At 45.0% G+C, this 15,171-nt stretch carries 23 protein-coding genes and 1 pseudogene; 2 read left to right on the top strand and 22 right to left on the bottom strand.

Annotated elements, in window-relative coordinates:
- Positions 1 to 5: 5 nt before the first annotated feature.
- From tsaD to ACGTIC_RS06165, 11 genes are all read right to left on the bottom strand, one after another.
- Positions 6 to 1,016, bottom strand: a complete 1,011-nt coding sequence (tsaD, locus tag ACGTIC_RS06215) for a tRNA (adenosine(37)-N6)-threonylcarbamoyltransferase complex transferase subunit TsaD (RefSeq protein ID WP_059077369.1) — start codon at positions 1,014 to 1,016, stop codon at positions 6 to 8.
- Positions 1,017 to 1,035: 19 nt separating this feature from the next.
- Positions 1,036 to 1,500 (bottom strand): ribosomal protein S18-alanine N-acetyltransferase, encoded by a 465-nt coding sequence (gene rimI, locus ACGTIC_RS06210; RefSeq protein ID WP_075582502.1) that lies wholly within the window; start codon positions 1,498 to 1,500, stop codon positions 1,036 to 1,038.
- Positions 1,497 to 2,207, bottom strand: coding sequence for a tRNA (adenosine(37)-N6)-threonylcarbamoyltransferase complex dimerization subunit type 1 TsaB (gene tsaB, locus ACGTIC_RS06205; RefSeq protein ID WP_113856220.1), 711 nt, complete (start codon positions 2,205 to 2,207; stop codon positions 1,497 to 1,499). The genes rimI and tsaB overlap by 4 nt, the downstream gene beginning before the upstream one ends.
- Positions 2,191 to 2,655 (bottom strand): tRNA (adenosine(37)-N6)-threonylcarbamoyltransferase complex ATPase subunit type 1 TsaE, encoded by a 465-nt coding sequence (gene tsaE / locus ACGTIC_RS06200; protein ID WP_075582127.1) that lies wholly within the window; start codon positions 2,653 to 2,655, stop codon positions 2,191 to 2,193. The genes tsaB and tsaE overlap by 17 nt, the downstream gene beginning before the upstream one ends.
- 12 nt (positions 2,656 to 2,667) lie before the next feature.
- Positions 2,668 to 3,642 (bottom strand): thiamine-phosphate kinase, encoded by a 975-nt coding sequence (thiL, locus tag ACGTIC_RS06195; RefSeq protein ID WP_059077372.1) that lies wholly within the window; start codon positions 3,640 to 3,642, stop codon positions 2,668 to 2,670.
- A gap of 249 nt (positions 3,643 to 3,891) precedes the next feature.
- Complete coding sequence (locus ACGTIC_RS06190) at positions 3,892 to 4,095, bottom strand: helix-turn-helix domain-containing protein (protein WP_113856221.1); 204 nt, start codon at positions 4,093 to 4,095, stop codon at positions 3,892 to 3,894.
- A gap of 425 nt (positions 4,096 to 4,520) precedes the next feature.
- Complete coding sequence (locus tag ACGTIC_RS06185) at positions 4,521 to 4,805, bottom strand: hypothetical protein (RefSeq protein WP_113856222.1); 285 nt, start codon at positions 4,803 to 4,805, stop codon at positions 4,521 to 4,523.
- Between the two features lie 13 nt (positions 4,806 to 4,818).
- Positions 4,819 to 5,361: an N-acetylmuramoyl-L-alanine amidase gene (locus ACGTIC_RS06180; RefSeq protein WP_113856223.1), complete on the bottom strand. Its 543-nt coding sequence runs from the start codon at positions 5,359 to 5,361 to the stop codon at positions 4,819 to 4,821.
- The gene (locus ACGTIC_RS06175) at positions 5,358 to 5,804 is read right to left on the bottom strand and encodes a holin family protein (protein ID WP_113856224.1); all 447 of its coding nucleotides are present in this window, start codon (positions 5,802 to 5,804) and stop codon (positions 5,358 to 5,360) included. Before ACGTIC_RS06175 ends, ACGTIC_RS06180 begins: the two co-directional genes overlap by 4 nt.
- Positions 5,804 to 5,950, bottom strand: coding sequence for a hypothetical protein (locus ACGTIC_RS06170; RefSeq protein ID WP_162816278.1), 147 nt, complete (start codon positions 5,948 to 5,950; stop codon positions 5,804 to 5,806). Before ACGTIC_RS06170 ends, ACGTIC_RS06175 begins: the two co-directional genes overlap by 1 nt.
- Entirely contained in the window at positions 5,950 to 6,432 is a 483-nt protein-coding gene (locus tag ACGTIC_RS06165; protein WP_257536542.1) for a hypothetical protein, read from the bottom strand. Before ACGTIC_RS06165 ends, ACGTIC_RS06170 begins: the two co-directional genes overlap by 1 nt.
- A 50-nt stretch (positions 6,433 to 6,482) precedes the next feature.
- On the opposite strand from ACGTIC_RS06165, the gene ACGTIC_RS06160 reads away from it, so the two are divergent.
- Positions 6,483 to 7,517 carry a tyrosine-type recombinase/integrase gene (locus ACGTIC_RS06160; RefSeq protein ID WP_113856225.1) on the top strand — a complete coding sequence of 345 codons (1,035 nt, stop codon included), beginning with the start codon at positions 6,483 to 6,485 and terminating at the stop codon, positions 7,515 to 7,517.
- Positions 7,518 to 7,708: 191 nt separating this feature from the next.
- Here the strand turns inward: ACGTIC_RS06160 and ACGTIC_RS06155 are convergent, their stop codons facing one another.
- The 3 genes from ACGTIC_RS06155 to ACGTIC_RS06145 form a co-directional block, all read right to left on the bottom strand.
- Positions 7,709 to 7,906 carry a hypothetical protein gene (locus tag ACGTIC_RS06155; RefSeq protein WP_113856226.1) on the bottom strand — a complete coding sequence of 66 codons (198 nt, stop codon included), beginning with the start codon at positions 7,904 to 7,906 and terminating at the stop codon, positions 7,709 to 7,711.
- A gap of 1,773 nt (positions 7,907 to 9,679) precedes the next feature.
- On the bottom strand, positions 9,680 to 10,195 hold the full coding sequence (locus ACGTIC_RS06150) for a hypothetical protein (RefSeq protein ID WP_394522599.1): 516 nt from the start codon (positions 10,193 to 10,195) through the stop codon (positions 9,680 to 9,682).
- A gap of 12 nt (positions 10,196 to 10,207) precedes the next feature.
- Entirely contained in the window at positions 10,208 to 10,516 is a 309-nt protein-coding gene (locus ACGTIC_RS06145; protein ID WP_113856228.1) for a hypothetical protein, read from the bottom strand.
- A 168-nt stretch (positions 10,517 to 10,684) separates the two neighbouring features.
- Between ACGTIC_RS06145 and ACGTIC_RS06140 the strand changes: the two genes are divergently transcribed.
- The gene (locus ACGTIC_RS06140) at positions 10,685 to 11,095 is read left to right on the top strand and encodes a hypothetical protein (protein WP_257536543.1); all 411 of its coding nucleotides are present in this window, start codon (positions 10,685 to 10,687) and stop codon (positions 11,093 to 11,095) included.
- Positions 11,096 to 11,350: 255 nt separating this feature from the next.
- Here the strand turns inward: ACGTIC_RS06140 and ACGTIC_RS06135 are convergent.
- From ACGTIC_RS06135 to ACGTIC_RS06100, 8 genes and pseudogenes are all read right to left on the bottom strand, one after another.
- Positions 11,351 to 11,482: pseudogene (locus tag ACGTIC_RS06135) on the bottom strand (hypothetical protein); the annotation flags it as partial.
- Entirely contained in the window at positions 11,482 to 11,763 is a 282-nt protein-coding gene (locus ACGTIC_RS06130; protein WP_113856230.1) for a hypothetical protein, read from the bottom strand. The pseudogene ACGTIC_RS06135 and the gene ACGTIC_RS06130, both read right to left, overlap by 1 nt.
- 11 nt (positions 11,764 to 11,774) lie before the next feature.
- A complete protein-coding gene (locus ACGTIC_RS06125; protein WP_113856231.1) occupies positions 11,775 to 12,089 on the bottom strand; it encodes a hypothetical protein in 315 nt (104 codons plus the stop codon).
- Positions 12,090 to 12,099: 10 nt separating this feature from the next.
- A complete protein-coding gene (locus ACGTIC_RS06120; RefSeq protein WP_113856232.1) occupies positions 12,100 to 12,660 on the bottom strand; it encodes a phage tail protein in 561 nt (186 codons plus the stop codon).
- Entirely contained in the window at positions 12,644 to 13,285 is a 642-nt protein-coding gene (locus tag ACGTIC_RS06115; protein ID WP_113856233.1) for a phage tail protein I, read from the bottom strand. The genes ACGTIC_RS06120 and ACGTIC_RS06115 overlap by 17 nt, the downstream gene beginning before the upstream one ends.
- Complete coding sequence (locus ACGTIC_RS06110) at positions 13,278 to 14,393, bottom strand: baseplate J/gp47 family protein (RefSeq protein ID WP_113856234.1); 1,116 nt, start codon at positions 14,391 to 14,393, stop codon at positions 13,278 to 13,280. Before ACGTIC_RS06110 ends, ACGTIC_RS06115 begins: the two co-directional genes overlap by 8 nt.
- Positions 14,390 to 14,695 carry a GPW/gp25 family protein gene (locus tag ACGTIC_RS06105; RefSeq protein ID WP_059076853.1) on the bottom strand — a complete coding sequence of 102 codons (306 nt, stop codon included), beginning with the start codon at positions 14,693 to 14,695 and terminating at the stop codon, positions 14,390 to 14,392. Before ACGTIC_RS06105 ends, ACGTIC_RS06110 begins: the two co-directional genes overlap by 4 nt.
- Complete coding sequence (locus tag ACGTIC_RS06100) at positions 14,695 to 15,171, bottom strand: phage tail protein (RefSeq protein ID WP_059076852.1); 477 nt, start codon at positions 15,169 to 15,171, stop codon at positions 14,695 to 14,697. The genes ACGTIC_RS06105 and ACGTIC_RS06100 overlap by 1 nt, the downstream gene beginning before the upstream one ends.

The raw sequence follows: 15,171 nt of genomic DNA, 5'->3' as shown, positions 1-15,171 counted from the left end.
TCACCTCAGCATGTCGTAATAGATAATGCAGGGCGTGCATTCAACGTCAGATCGGCAAATCGCCCGTCTATAGCCATATAATATGCCCTGCAGCCTATCATAGCCCCATTGTCGGTACATAAGATGGGATCCGGCCGGTACAACTTATACTGCCTCTTTGCACAAGCAGCTTCCATCGCAGCCGCAAGGCCGCTGTTGGCAGCAACGCCTCCGGCTACGGCAATTTGTTTCATACCACTCCAACGGGCTGCATCCATTGTCTTTTCTACTAATGTTTCCACTACGGTTTTCTGGAAACTGGCAGCGACATCTTCCGGGCTGTAACCGACATGGCGCTGTTCCTGTGTATGCAGGTAATTAAGAACAGCCGATTTCAGTCCACTGAAACTAAATTCAAAATTATGTTTTTCGTGCAATGCCTTGGGAAAGACAATCGCATCAGGATTTCCTTTTTTTGCCAGTGCATCAATCTGTGGCCCACCGGGATAGGGATATCCCATGACGCGGGCAATCTTATCAAACGCTTCCCCAGCTGCGTCGTCCCGTGTCTGCCCCAGCAATTCAAAGGAGTTATAGTCTTTAATCGTAACCAGCTGGGTATGGCCGCCTGATACGACGAGAGCTAAAAACGGCGGTTCCAGTTCAGGATGACTGAGGAAATTTGCAAAAATATGACCTTCCATATGATTAACGCCAACCAGCGGTTTATCAAGGGCAAAACTGAGTGCTTTCGCAGCGGCAACTCCTACCAGGAGAGCCCCTACCAGGCCAGGGCCATATGTGACACCGATATGATCAATATCATGGATATCGACTCCCGCCTCATCCAAAGCTTCTTTGATGATAGGCATAACATATTCAATATGCTGGCGTGATGCAATTTCTGGTACTACACCGCCAAATTTGCGATGAATCGGTACCTGCGTCGAAATGATGTTTGAGCAGATGTGACGACCGTCCCGAATAACAGCAGCCGATGTTTCATCACAGCTTGTTTCCAAAGCTAATGTATACATAATACGTTCATCCTTTTTATTATTTTACAGCCCACTTATATTTTTCCTTCTGACATCCCATGACATAGGCATCTTCCACAGGCTCAGAATAATAGCTCTTGCGTACAGAAAGGACTTCGAATCCCAGTTTGCGATATAATCCCAGCGCCGGTATATTGGAGACCCGTACTTCCAGAAATATATCCATACAACCTTCTTCAAAAGCCTTTTCCATCATAACCCGGACGAGCAGCTCACCATAGCCCTTGCCCTGCACGTCTTTACGCAGAGCAATATTAGTGATCTGGCCTTCGTCGGTAACACGCCACAACCCGGCATATCCGGCTATATATCCGTCATCGCGAACCAGTACGTAATACCGTGTCAATTCTGTATGTTCCAGTTCGTGGTCGATGCTTTCTCTGGACCATGGAACAGAAAAGGATTCTGTCTCAATATCATAAATTCCAGCCGCATCTTGTCGCACGGCTGGCCGTACAATCATAGACATAGCTTTTCACCATGCCGTTTTTCCCATAATACTTCAGCTTCACTGCGTCGTTTATATGCTGGTGTCAGCGTCATACAATCATCACAATCACCGGCATCAAGCCGTCTGACCGCCGCCATTGCCAGGCTTCCTGCCCGTGGGATGCGCATTGTCGGCGGGGCAAGATAAAACGCAGGACATGCATTCTTTATCTGTTCCTGATAGAGAATAGCCCCATCACCACAAAATACAACCGGTCCGCTTTGTGACTTGCAAGTCGCCAGAACATCCGTCAGGGGCATGACCGAAATCGGACTGCATTCTTCGAGATCCCATTCATGCCAGAGATATGTAGAAGCATATACATTCCCCTTTTGTGCATCAATGAGTACACAGACAGGATAAGACATGCCAATAAAATTCCAGGCTAATGCCTGAGGCGTCTCAATTCCCACGATGGGAACCTGCCAACCGAAAGACAATGCTTTAGCAGATGCCAGGCCGATGCGCAGTCCCGTAAATGAACCAGGTCCTATGGAAACAGCAACGCCATCAATCTGATTTTTTTTGACAGATGCCTTCTCAAGCATATCGGCAATATGAGGCATGAGTTGCTCCGAATGGGTCAGTTTTGCCTGTATCGTCAATTCCGCACGGAGAGAATCTTCATGCAACAGGGCTACACTGGATACGAGACTTGACGTTTCAATGGCTAATAGCATATTTCTGTACCTCTTTTTCTACTTGTAACCAGCGATCACCGATAAATTGAAATTGGAAAACCCGCCCGGTCAAACTGGTCTTTTTTATCGTAATATGTAATGCATCGTCAGGAAGACGATCAGAAAATTTTTCTGACCATTCTATAACCGTAACGCCACTGGTAATGTAATCATCAAATCCCAGGTCATCCAGCTCATACTCTTCCTCTAGGCGATAAAAATCAAAATGCTGCAACGGAATATCGTGTTCATAGAAGTTCAATATAGTGAAAGTAGGACTGACTACATTCGCATCAATTCCCATTCCCCGGGCAATCCCCTGGACAAAATGGGTCTTTCCTGCCCCCAGATCACCATGCAGTGCCAAAACATCACCCGAATGTAACGCGGATCCTATAGCCATACCCAGATTGATAGTTTCTTGTTCTGACTGTGTCACAATGTCCATATCAGAGCCTCCTTAAAAATGAGTCCAGCCAGTAGGAGCCAGAATTGATTCAGAATCACCGTCTACGAGAAGTACATCTCCACTACCCGAACGGACCACACCAATTTGAGTCACATCAGAATATTCCGCCTGAAGCGCATGAAAATCAGCCGGTTCCATCGTAAAGATCAATTCATAATCTTCCCCGCCATTAAAGACATACTTCCAGACATTTGTCTTCGATTCTCTGGCCCAGGCTTTTAGTTCATCACTAACCGGAATGGCTTCTTTCTTTAAAACCAGACGTACATCACTGGCCTTGGCTATTTCATTGCTCTCGCTAGCAAGTCCATCACTGATATCATTCAGACTATGACAGTTGTATTTAACCAGAAGCCGCCCAAGTTCAACTTGCGGGACAGGAAATCGATGAGCCCGCTTCAGCTGGGAATAGCCATCATGATTTTGTAGAAGCACTGCCAATCCACCACTTGAATTGCCGATTGTGTGCGATACAGCCACGATATCTCCTGGTCTGGCACCGCTGCGGCGTATCGCCTTTCCTTCTTCTATTTCACCGAAGGCCGCAACGGTTATGACCATCCCTTCCTTAGAAGTGACTGTATCTCCGCCAAGGATGTTGACGTGATAAGAACGGCAGATATCTTTAATGCCATCATATAGAGAAACAAGGCCATCCACTTCCATATCCGGAGCGATTGCCGTAGACAAAACGATATGCGTAGGAACACCACCCATAGCAGCGATATCACTGAGGTTAGAAGCTACAGCTTTATATCCAACATCATACCAGTCTCCCGTGCGATGAATGATAAAATGGCTGTTTTCCACCATCGTGTCAATAACAGCAACCTGTTCCATACCGGCAGAAGTTTTATATACGGCACCATCATCACCTATCCCGATGACGACAGGGTCCGGATTGAACAACGTATCTTCTTTAATGGCATCAATAAAGCCAAATTCACCAAGTTCAGAAATTTTCATAAGAGTACTCCTTATAAAAAAAACAAAGGTACACTACCCAAGTATCTATTGTATATAAAAAAAAGATACTTGTAAATGACAAGCTTTGAACCTCTCACGTATATAGAAACGGAAGATTCTTAGGAAGATCGCGGATAAAAAAAGCAGCTCACACAAAATGTATGAGCTGCCTGTGGTGAACCGTATAAATGTTCACTCTAACCTTCTTGCATTTTATATAAATCATTTTATATGTTCAAAATATGTAGCTTAATGTTTTGGTTCTGGTCCATAAAGCCTTTCCATGCCAGCACGGGTTACAAGCCACGTCCCAGCTGACTTTCTTGCTTCTGTATTGATAAATCTGGGCGGAGCCTTTTTATAGCCTGTGCAAGCTTGTCTGACTGTAATTGGTGCCAGCCCCCAACGCTCAGCCGCTTCTTTTGCAGTCATAATGTCCTCCAATGCACTCATTATATCACCTCTTTTTTAATATTACACAAGCCAGTGCCACTGTGATAACTATTGAAGCAACTATCGACAAAATATCTTGCGAAAAATAAACACGAATCCAACTCAATACTGCTAAAATCGTAATCAGTAATTGTAGAAATTTTTTATCCATTGTGTTATGATGGGTATATAAGGAGTAGAGCTTTCGCCCCACCCCTTTACCAACTAGTTGCCTTTCATGAATTGGTATAATGTAATGAATCCAGCCAAGATTGTAATTACATTTGCCAAATCCTGAAGGGCATTTTCTATACCCGTCATATCTCTCACCTCCTGAATATATTATACATCTTTTTCGATGTATTGCCAATCTTTTGCGATTGATTAAAATAAAAAAATATGCCCGCAACCACAGATAAACACTGAGGTTACGGGCTTTTCTGTATCTATTTGTTATCAGATGTCGTACTCTTGCTCAACACTAATTTTACAAGCCAGATGCCGCCATTAATCAGCAATGGTAAAACAAATTTATCGCGAATTGCATTCCATCCGGTTTCTAACGAAGCCTGTTCCTGAATTTGAGCCACGAATTTATCCGCTACTGCTTCAATCGCATCCATGCCTTCAGTTGTCATACTTGATACAATCTGATTTTTGGCAGCTTCCGTAACTTCATCAACGTTAAGTGCATCTACTAAGCCGTCCCGTACTTCTGTCCATTTGCTCATAATCTAATCCTCCTTACAGTAATTGATAGTCCGTTACGCCCCGTGCAATAGCCGCTGCAAATTCATCTGTTTTGTCGCGGAGCTTGGTACCATCTTCGTTATTGTCGATAAACGCGGTTTCAACCAAAACAGCCGGCATAGAAGTGTTATTCAGCACATACAAACCATTAATCCCAGGGACACGTTCTTTTAAACCGCGGTCAACCGTATACAGAGAATCAACGATTTCTGTTTGAATGCACTGACCCAGTTTGTGTCCTGCTGTAGAGCCTGGGTATACGCATACTTCCGTGCCTTTTGCGCTGCCATTAAAGCTGTTACAATGTATGCTTATAAACAGGTCTGCGCCACTGGCATTGGCCGCTTCACAAATCTCTTCAAGACTATCACTTTGCATATTGCCGACGACTTCTACATCTGCAGCGACAAGATAGCCTTCTAATTCATCAGCAATATTTTTAGCGATATCGCATTCTCTTAATCCCAATTCTTCATTGACGGCCCCCGGATCCGGCTGCCCGTTCGGCGCATGACCGGGATTTAAAAATACTCTCATTGTTTTTCTTCTCCTTTCTTATCGGTCAGTTGTTCTAGCGTATCTCGTAGCTTTTTAGGGATAGGCAAACCCGCTTTAGCTGCATTCTCAATTATTGATAACCCTTCATTCCCGAGGAAAAACCACACGACCAGTGATTGTACAGCAGGTTGCCCAGTTGCTCGATCTAATTCATGAGCCAATGCAACCAATAACAATATCACAATTTTTTTGCATATTCCTTTAAATCCACGTTGACTATTGAGTTGCATATCAGGATTGATATATGCTGCCAAAATTCCCGTAATATAATCAATAGCCATGGCCACTAAGAGAGCCTCAATCACATCATTCCAGCCAATTAAATACGAAAATCCAGTACCAATACATGATATTACTGTCCCCCATCCTATTTGATGTCCGGATGGGGCCATCTCGTGAAAAAAAGCAAGTAGTGAATTCATTACGATTCACCACCTGCTTTCGTTTCCTGGTCTTTACTTTCGTTCTGTTCTTCCGTATAGTTCACACATTTTGGATTCTGGCAGGTCCCGTCATCCCTCAGCGTGTGGGCGCAGAACTTGCATCTTTTCTTCAGTTTAAAGGCCATTATTTATCACTCCCTTCTGCGGCTGCAGTAAGTTCGGCGGCGATAGCATCGCTCTGCTCTTTGTAGTATGTATTCAAACTCGCAAATTCTCCTTGAATACTTGCCGCAGCATCGGTGTCGCCATTAAGGTTAGCAACCAGTAACGATTGCCCCAGCTCCTGCTGGGCTGCTGTATACTCTGCATCCAGTGACGCCTGCTTACTTGCGGCTTTTTCCTCTGCCGTTGGTTCTGGTGGGATATATTCGGTTGGTTTCCCGTCAGATCCGCGTATTTTACCATTTAAATATTCGCAGAAATCTTCTGCTGTAATGATTTCAATTGTGGCGGCATCGGATACGGCCTTTTGGGCCTTGTCTTTGAGTACCTGCACTTTATCCGCATTTTTGTCTTTCGTCGGGTCGAAATCGCAGATATCTGAGTAAATTCGCTTGCCGTTGGCATCAAATGCCGCACAATAATAATCAACGTTAGTATTTGCCACTTGGCATCACTCCTTATCTTATAATTATGATAAAAAAGGTTGTGGTAAAAATGAAAAATCCAAACGGTTACGGCTGTATACGTCTGATGAGCGGCAATCGGAGGAGGCCGTACGCATTTATAGCAACAATTAACGGCCGACAAAAATACATTGCAGCGTTTGAAACGATATATGATGCTAAAGTTTTCCAGGCTAAATTTTTTGAAGATAATCATCGCGACTTCCTCCCTTCTCATAAGAAAATTTCTTTCGCTGAATTGTATTTCCGCTGGTTATCATTTCATAAAGACGAGGATCGCATACTTTCCAAGAGTACGCTTACTGGATATGAATATGCCTATTCTCATTGTTCCACTCTTTATAATAAGTGCTTCCCCGATTTACAATATTTGGATCTGCAAGCTGTCATCAATTGCATGCGTAAAAACGGTTTGTCATACAGCAGTTGTAAGAAGGTAAAAAACCTGTTGAGCTTGATGTATAAGTACGCTATCAAGGCAAACATCTGCCGGACAAATTATGCTCTGCTCTTATCCATCGGGCGTAATCACCCAGTTTATCCGCATCATGTCATCAGCCGGCAGAAAATCAATCGGCTGTGGAATGCGCTTGATTATCCTGGCGTTGATACGGTCCTGATTCTTCTCTATACAGGTATGCGTGTTTCTGAAATGCTTAATATCGTGAAGGCGGAAGTCAACCTCCGGCAAAAATATATCCGCATCACGCACTCAAAAACGGCTTCCGGAATTCGCGTCATCCCTATTCACTCCAGGATTCTACCGCTGGTGCAGGCTCGAATAAACAAGCCAAGTCAATATCTTATCTGTGACAATACTGGTAAGCCTTATGACTATGCCAGGTACAGAGCAACTGTCTGGCATAAGGTGATGAAGCAAATCCGGGGTGAAAAGCATACGCCGCACGATACCCGGCATACGTTTACAACGCTCCTGGACAATGCCGGAGCCAATGAAAACGCGAAGCGGAAAATTCTGGGCCATGCCACTGGAGACGTGACCGACCGGGTATATACTCATAAAAGCCTTAGACAACTACGAAAAAGTATTGAGCTACTTAAGTAATTGCTCATGATCTGCTCAAAATAAAAACGCCTCGAATGGGTTTAAATCCGCATTCGCTGGCGTTTTTTCACGATCATGATTTGCAATGATAAAATTCTATAAATTTTCCCATATTACAACATTTTAAAATCAAACAATTTCGCTCACCCCCGTACTTCCGTATTTCTCATTTAACTAAATATTTTTGATAATCATGTTTTTTTTATTTGATTTACATGATTTTCTAACTCATCATAGAGCCCTTTTATAAGGTCATCACTAAATTGCATTCCATAGCTTTCAGATATCTCGACAAGTGCATCAATGGCATCTTTTACCCCTAACCAACATGCCGCTACGCTCTCTTTTTCGTTTTCTTCTCCGAGTAATAATAAAATCTGTTTTTCCATAAAATCACCTTCTTTCGACAGTGGGGATTGTTAGCGGAAGAACAATGGGTGTATCCTCCGCTTACACCACCAACAGAATTGCTATGCGTAGTTGCAATACATGAAACAACGTCCAACACTACAACTCCACTTGCGAATGAACTAGGTACTGTCAGATTTAAAATACATAATGAATTTTCGAGCGGAAATGACGGAACTAATAAATCACGTTGCATTATTATTTGCCGATAGCAATCCACCCCAAACCGTATGGAACGGTTGATGCGCAAAATGCTAATGTCATAGTAGTCGTTTTTTCATTCATCCAACACAGGTAACATATGCTTGATGGGTTAGATGATATATCGTACGGGATAGCGCATATAACATTCATTGTGACATTTAAATTCACGTTGAAACTAGTACTAGTTTCTTCTGACATAACTCCCCACTGTTTAATATCCTAGGATAAAGTAGCATACTTCTAATGGATTCCCTTGACGACTGCTTGCTATTTTCACATTCATGCTGCTTTTGCCCAGGCCGCTGCACTCTGCTTTTTCATCTACAACGTTTCCAGCATCACCCAAAACATTGGCAACCGCAAATAAACCCGAGTTTTTAAAATTTATGGGCAGGGTTGCGACAACTCGTACTTCGTACCCTTTTGTGGTATCCCATGTATTTAAATCATTAGGCGTCCCCGATACTCTTCCCCACTGTCTACTTGCCTATTGCGATGTAATAAACGCCGATGCTTCCGCCTTGCCGATATACGGAAAAGCCAGATGATGATTCATTCGCAATTGTCCATGCATATGATTGCTCCGTACCGCCTCCAGCCCAGGCAGGCACGACTGCAAACAATTGGTTAAATGCAAGCGGGAAAGTTACTCCCAAATCTGCACGGCCATAAACTCCCCACTGTCTATTTACAGAGAGCAATGTATAGTAGGGCTAATTCCGAGTCGTCTCCAATCCATTTATTTTGCCTTGCCGAGTAAGTCACAACTTGTTTAGTGGTGCCTTCGTGCATCCCGACAATACTTAATATCGCTGCCGATAAAGGCAGGTTAAGTGGCATAGCCTCGTTGCCATATCCCCACTGTCTAAATACCAATCATGATAATATTGCAAGTTGTAGGGGTGGATAGACCTGGACCATAGCAGACAAGCTTATCATGGTTGAATCCAAATGAAAGCCGTGCATCACCATAATCAGATACAACGCCAGCCAAGCACCTACTAAAAGCAATTGGGGTTGTAATAGTGAAGCTTGTTCTATTAGTCATGCTCAGAACTACCCACTGTTGAACAGTGGGGAAGATATAGCTTGAGCAATTCCGGTGGCGGATGGGTTACATTCCCCATTTCTTTTTATAATACCCAATATGTTATAAATACTACTCATTACAACAGTCTTTCATCAAGAATAGATATATACTTAGAAATATCTTATTTGAATACAAGCCAGTGCTACATACGCTCATCGATAGACTCTGCTGAAGTTTACGTAATAGCAATGGGATACTAAACAGTGGATAAAAGGACAAGGTATAGAAGTAAAATGCACTTACCCTCTGGCAATGATGCAGTTTTTTACAGCGACCGCTGTGCATCTTGACAACTCGCCAGATATTGATCATGACAGGACGACAATGTTTCAGATTCATGCTCCGTCAAATACTTCTTTAACGATTGCATCACAAGCAGCATCTGGGGACCCAGAGTTTTTGGTTTTGATAATCGGAAGGTAAACAGTGGGGAATTAGTGATGTGATAAAACTTGTAAAGCTATTTGACATACCCGAGTACAATCCACTCACAAGGAATATTATCATTGCTACTGTCAGTGTCTAACAAAAAGAATTTACCGTTTTTCTTTATGAATCTGACATATATATCGTCGTTTACTTCGCTAGACACTTGACTTAATCCAATTAATACTTTATCCATGACAATTGGGTATTTTATATAATAACTCGCATTATTTGTGTCCGGATCTGAATATCCATATCCGTTTCCCCACTGTATAATTAGGCCACCGAAAAGCGACCCGAAGCAGAAGTATCCATTCGTGCCCATGCTGTACTTCACTCCGGTAGCATCAAGAACCATCTTTACGACTTTAGCTGCAAAAGAATCGGATGACAGCGTGGTTATCAGACTTCCGAGTGTTGTTTTTGCAAGCGTAGCGCCGATACCGGCGTCCCAGTCTGTGATTTGTGCAGATTCCGTTTCCGGATGAATGGTATCATATGAGCTGCTTGTTTTATTCCAGTGATGTAAAATGCCTTTTAAAATGCTCATGTTGTTATCCTCCTATTCGCTTACTTCAAGCCAGATTGTGTTCTGGCTAGTTGGTTCCGTTCCGCCTATATACATGTCCTCTGTAGGCACTTCTATCCAGGTACTTGATTCCGCTGAAGCTTCGACGCTAAGTGTGACGTTTGATGGACCTTGCAAGTATGGCAGACTACTCCAGGCTGTCGTTCCGTCACCGGCCTTCATCCGATGTGTGTCGGACTCAATGCCAAGTTCCCCGGCCAATAGTATCGGGTTAACGCTTTGCCAATTTGCCGCAGTATCGATTCTGGTCTTAACCTGGCCGTTTATTGTTTTTGTGGCCATTGAATCACCACCTATGCATTCCCGCAGTTGATGACCACGGTGTCAGTCGTATGGACGATAGTTGCCCCGTCCTTGAGCTCCGTGGAACTTTTATCGGCAAAAGCCGTGTCAAACCGCGCCTGGGTCCAGTATAGGTTTGACCCTTCTGAGATGTTGGCGGTGGTCAGGGTGACTACGCCAGTCTTTCCGTTGACGCTGGTCACTGCATCGGCAGGCGGTGTCAAGAGCGGTCAGTTTGAGCATGTCCGCCTTGCTGGTGGCCGTAAACGTGTCAGTAATAGCCAGCGCTGGCAGTACTGCAGTGTCCAATTTTCCGTCGCTCCCCAGCACCGGGATATTGCCGGAGGCCGTACCGGTGTTCTTGGTGGCTGCCGTCCCCAGGCCGCTGATTTTACCAGCGCTTATCCCGCCAGGCACATCAGATGCGCTCAGCTGGGCCACACCGGTCACGATGCCCTTGGTGTTGACGGTAACTTTGGTGTATGTGCCGGCAGTAAAGGCCTGCCCTGCCAGAGCAGTAGTGATGGCCAGGTTAGCAGATCCGTTAAAGCTCCCGGAACCAGTTACGTCACCGGATAGACTGATTGTTCTTGCGGTAGCCAGCTTGTCTGCACTGGTTACGTTGCCTACAGAGGCGGTGCCAGTCGCACTGTCCACAGTGACCTTGCCGGTGCCGCTGGCGGATTTGATGCCCCCCAGGGTATCGCTGGTGGCTGTTGGCAGAACGTACACTACCACGTCCGCTCCATTGATTGTCAGGGCTCCGTTGGTGCTGCTCTTACCGATTGCTGCGCCGGACCAGGGCAGTGCAGACCACAGATTAGTACCGTCACCTATCTTGATTCGTCCAGAGTCGGTCTCTACGCCGGGTTCGCCCACGGCCAGGATTCGGGTGGATGCGGCCCACTGGGTTGCAGAGCCAGTCCGCAGCTGTAAGATTACGTTTTTAAGAATTTGTGTTGCCATTATGCTTCCCCTCCATTTATCACATTAATTTGATGCCAATCGCTGGCTATGGGTATATACGTCAATGCATCTGCATCCCATAAGTAGATAATCCCTTCATTTTCATCGATATAAAGTTTATCCACGTCTCCCAGGCTAGGAAAGTAGCTTTTTCTGGGCATCCGTACCATTGCTTTCTTACTGTATCCACTGGTCTTGATGGATGTCTTCAGGGGTACGCCTGCCGTCATTTTTGCGGATATGATTCCAGATGCTGACAATACAGCGTGTAGCTTTTCCATCGTATCACTCCTTAAATTGTCACATCCGGCAATAAATGGAACTTGCCTGGCCCAATAGTCTGACGGATGCCATCTGCCAGAGTAAGCTCAACGTCCCATATGTAATCGCCATACGCCAGATTCTTCGTCTTATCATGCGTCAGGTTCACTACAGTCCCATCCATCGGACACTGCAGTACATAATTTGTGTCATCATATGACTTCTTTACTGAGAATACGCCCGTGAAACCCGTGATTTCCGTGCCATCGTCCGCAGTCGGCTGGATACTGAATCCGTCATCGTCGCCGCGGATATAGTAGATGTCCATGTCCTTGATTTTTAGCATAGTGCATCACCTACTCGACGATTTCGACCCACATACCCCGGTCTGACATAGATGCTGGCTTATCCGCTGTCGATGTTACCATCAAGATATTTTCATGAGCCGCTTCGTCCGTGTTATGAGCCACCGTCAAAAACCCATTAGGATTAATTGTTGCTGATACATTGCCGGTATTGCTCATTGTAAATACAAGTTGAAATTCCTGCTGTACGACTGTACTGCTTCCTTCTGCCGGCATATAGTCCGGATTATCATCAATAAGGGCTACATACATGATTTCTCCGTCATCAGGATCAGTTGCAAACAATCCCATTTCTGTGATTTTGAAACCCGTCGTAATGCCGCTATTGCTGATTGTCAGGTCCAAGGTAACAGTACTCCCATTCTGGGTGATACTATTAATGCCCAATGTGAGTTCCTCTTTTACCAGCCCGGTCGCACTGCCTAAATCGCCAGTTCTTGTCCCGGATCCGATGGCCACACGTGTGAATTTCAGTGTCGTCAATCCGGCATTGACTTTAGCCTGCAATGCGGCCCCGACAGCTGTCATGGTTATCTTATTCCAATTTGCCATTAATCGTTACCTCCTTATATACACCGACGCCAGCTAATACATGTATGCTTTTTTGCGTGATTATCGTCTGTTTTATATCAAACGTAATCGTCGTTTTCCGTACCAGGTTTACATTTCCACCAAATAAAAATTTCTGGCCATACCGTCTGCTAAACTGTACATAGTCCAGCCAAGAACGGGTATTTTTGTACGCATTAATCAGCCGTACCAGTTTATTGATGGTCTTTGTTTCATTCATCGGTGCCGTTATACCTGCCACCCGGAAATGATAGGGCTCTCCACTGTATTCCGGCCATTCTTCGACTTTCGCCGACTGGTACACTGTCGATACCGCTTTCTGCACCGCATACTTTGTACCTTTCAAGCGATGGAGCAGGAAAGATTGCTTGACTTGCTGCCTTTTGATATCTAAATCGGCCGTATCGTCATATTCGTCCACATGCATCTGGACAGCTAAATAGTCTATCAACTGTTCGTTCAAGCTGTCTATAGCCGGATAAATCAAAAGCAGGTCCGGGTTTATTTTCTCTATTTCCGCATCAACGACATTGGCCAGGGTAGATATAGGTTCCGCATCAATGGATGACGGCAAATGTTCAGCAATCTTGTATTCATCGTCATTCATCTTCGCTACCTCCTAAGCTGGCCGTTACTGTACCTGCCTGCGCCACCTGCACATTTGTCAGCTCCGTAAATGTTGGTGAGGTCACGACTACACGCTTGACGCCCGCTACGGCCATCACATCGGCAATCAGCCTCGACGGGTTGATATCCCGGCCAATTTTCTTTGACTGCCATAACTTATAGCTGTCTATAGCTGCAGATACCGCTTCCTGTACTGTCGATTCGGATGTTCCCTGGTCAATGTAATACGTCAGTGTGATATCATAACTAACCGCTTCCGGAGCCTTGACCTGTACCTGGTCTGTCAGTGGCCGTACTTTTTCCTGATTCAGGATACTGGCAACTGCATCCAGCAATTCCTGTTCCGGAATTGTACCACCTGTCAGCAATGGCCGTATTTCTACGACGCCTGCCGACGGACTATATACTGTCACGTCAATGATGGAGCTGTTGGCCGATTTTGCCCAGTACTCATAGGCACCTGTCGGCCCGGCCGTGGAAAACCGTTCCGGCGATTCATGAATCCGTTCCCGATATGCGTCATCGTCTTCTTCATCTGCGCCACCATCACTTGTTGTCGTATTGGTAATTGATTCCACGTACGCGATGGGATCCACAATATTGTTGATTTCCCCGGGCAGGAAGCCGTTCCCCGTCGCCCCGGTCGTCTGGCAGGTTGCTTTTACGGTTATTGTTGTATTGCCGGCTAACACGGCTACATCTTCATCGGTGGCGAAATATATGCCACTGGCAGTTGCTACCCGTGTTCCGCTGGGAATAATGGTTTCCTGTTCTCGTACTGCCGACAACGTAATCTTGAGTGTCGTTGTGGCGGCAGACGCCGGAATCCGGTCAGTGTCGGAAAACGTGCCCAGCTCATCCAGATTATCCCCTGTTGCATACTTCAACAGATTCTGTTTACCCGTATAATTCATCTTGTTCAGCAACCGGATAATGAGTTCTGCAATCACCAGCAGGAACAGCCTTGTCGGGTCTCCTGTTGCCAGTGTCCGGCCCGTGATTTCTGTATAGTCTGCCAGCACTGCCGCTTTTACAGTCTCTTCATCTGCATCGGCAAATTCAATGTCTGGTAAATCTGCTAATTTCATATTGTAATCACCACCTTTGGAATCAATTTCCCGGAAATATCACCATCGAATGTAATGTTATCAATAGATACTCTGGGCTCATATCTCCGGATTGCCTGGAAGATTTCATTCGTCAGGTATGCTTGCGCCTGCATCGTCGGCATATCAATGACAGATCCATCAATACCAAATTCCCGGTCCAATGGTATCGTCCCTTTAGTCGTTGCCAGTATCGTACGGACGTTCTGCAATATTTCGGTTACTTCATTTTTCGGCGAAATATCTATTTTCTCCGGGTCTTTTGTCGATACTTCGTATTGCATTACAATCCACCTCCAACTAATGTAGTGACAACGTTGTACGCTCTGCCAGCTTTATTGATGCTCGATTCTTCATCCGTATTTTCCAAATCATATTCTTTGAGTTTGACATTGGCCGTAATATACAAGATTCTTCCGTATGCGTTGTAGATAGCTTCTGCCTCTTCCACACTTTCCAAATACCAGTAGTTCTGAGATACTGGCTTCCCGCCGATAATCAGAGGAAACACCATCCCATTGTCACGCATCTCCCGCAGTGTCTTGAGCTGTCTTTCTGGAGTCGCATTATATTGCGTCATGAGCCGTAATTTAAACGATAGTTCTTCCTGCCCTGGCCCGATAAACTGTGCTACAGGCTTATTCATGATCAAATCATGTGTCTGCCATCGCGCCTCCCCGGACCTGCTGACTTCATCCGGCGTAACAAGATAATGCTCAGATACCCCGAATATGATTGATCCCATATATCCGATATACAT

Source organism: Megasphaera hexanoica (assembly GCF_043520715.1).
Lineage (GTDB): Bacteria > Bacillota > Negativicutes > Veillonellales > Megasphaeraceae > Megasphaera > Megasphaera hexanoica.
This window is presented reverse-complemented; position numbering and strand designations above follow the sequence as displayed.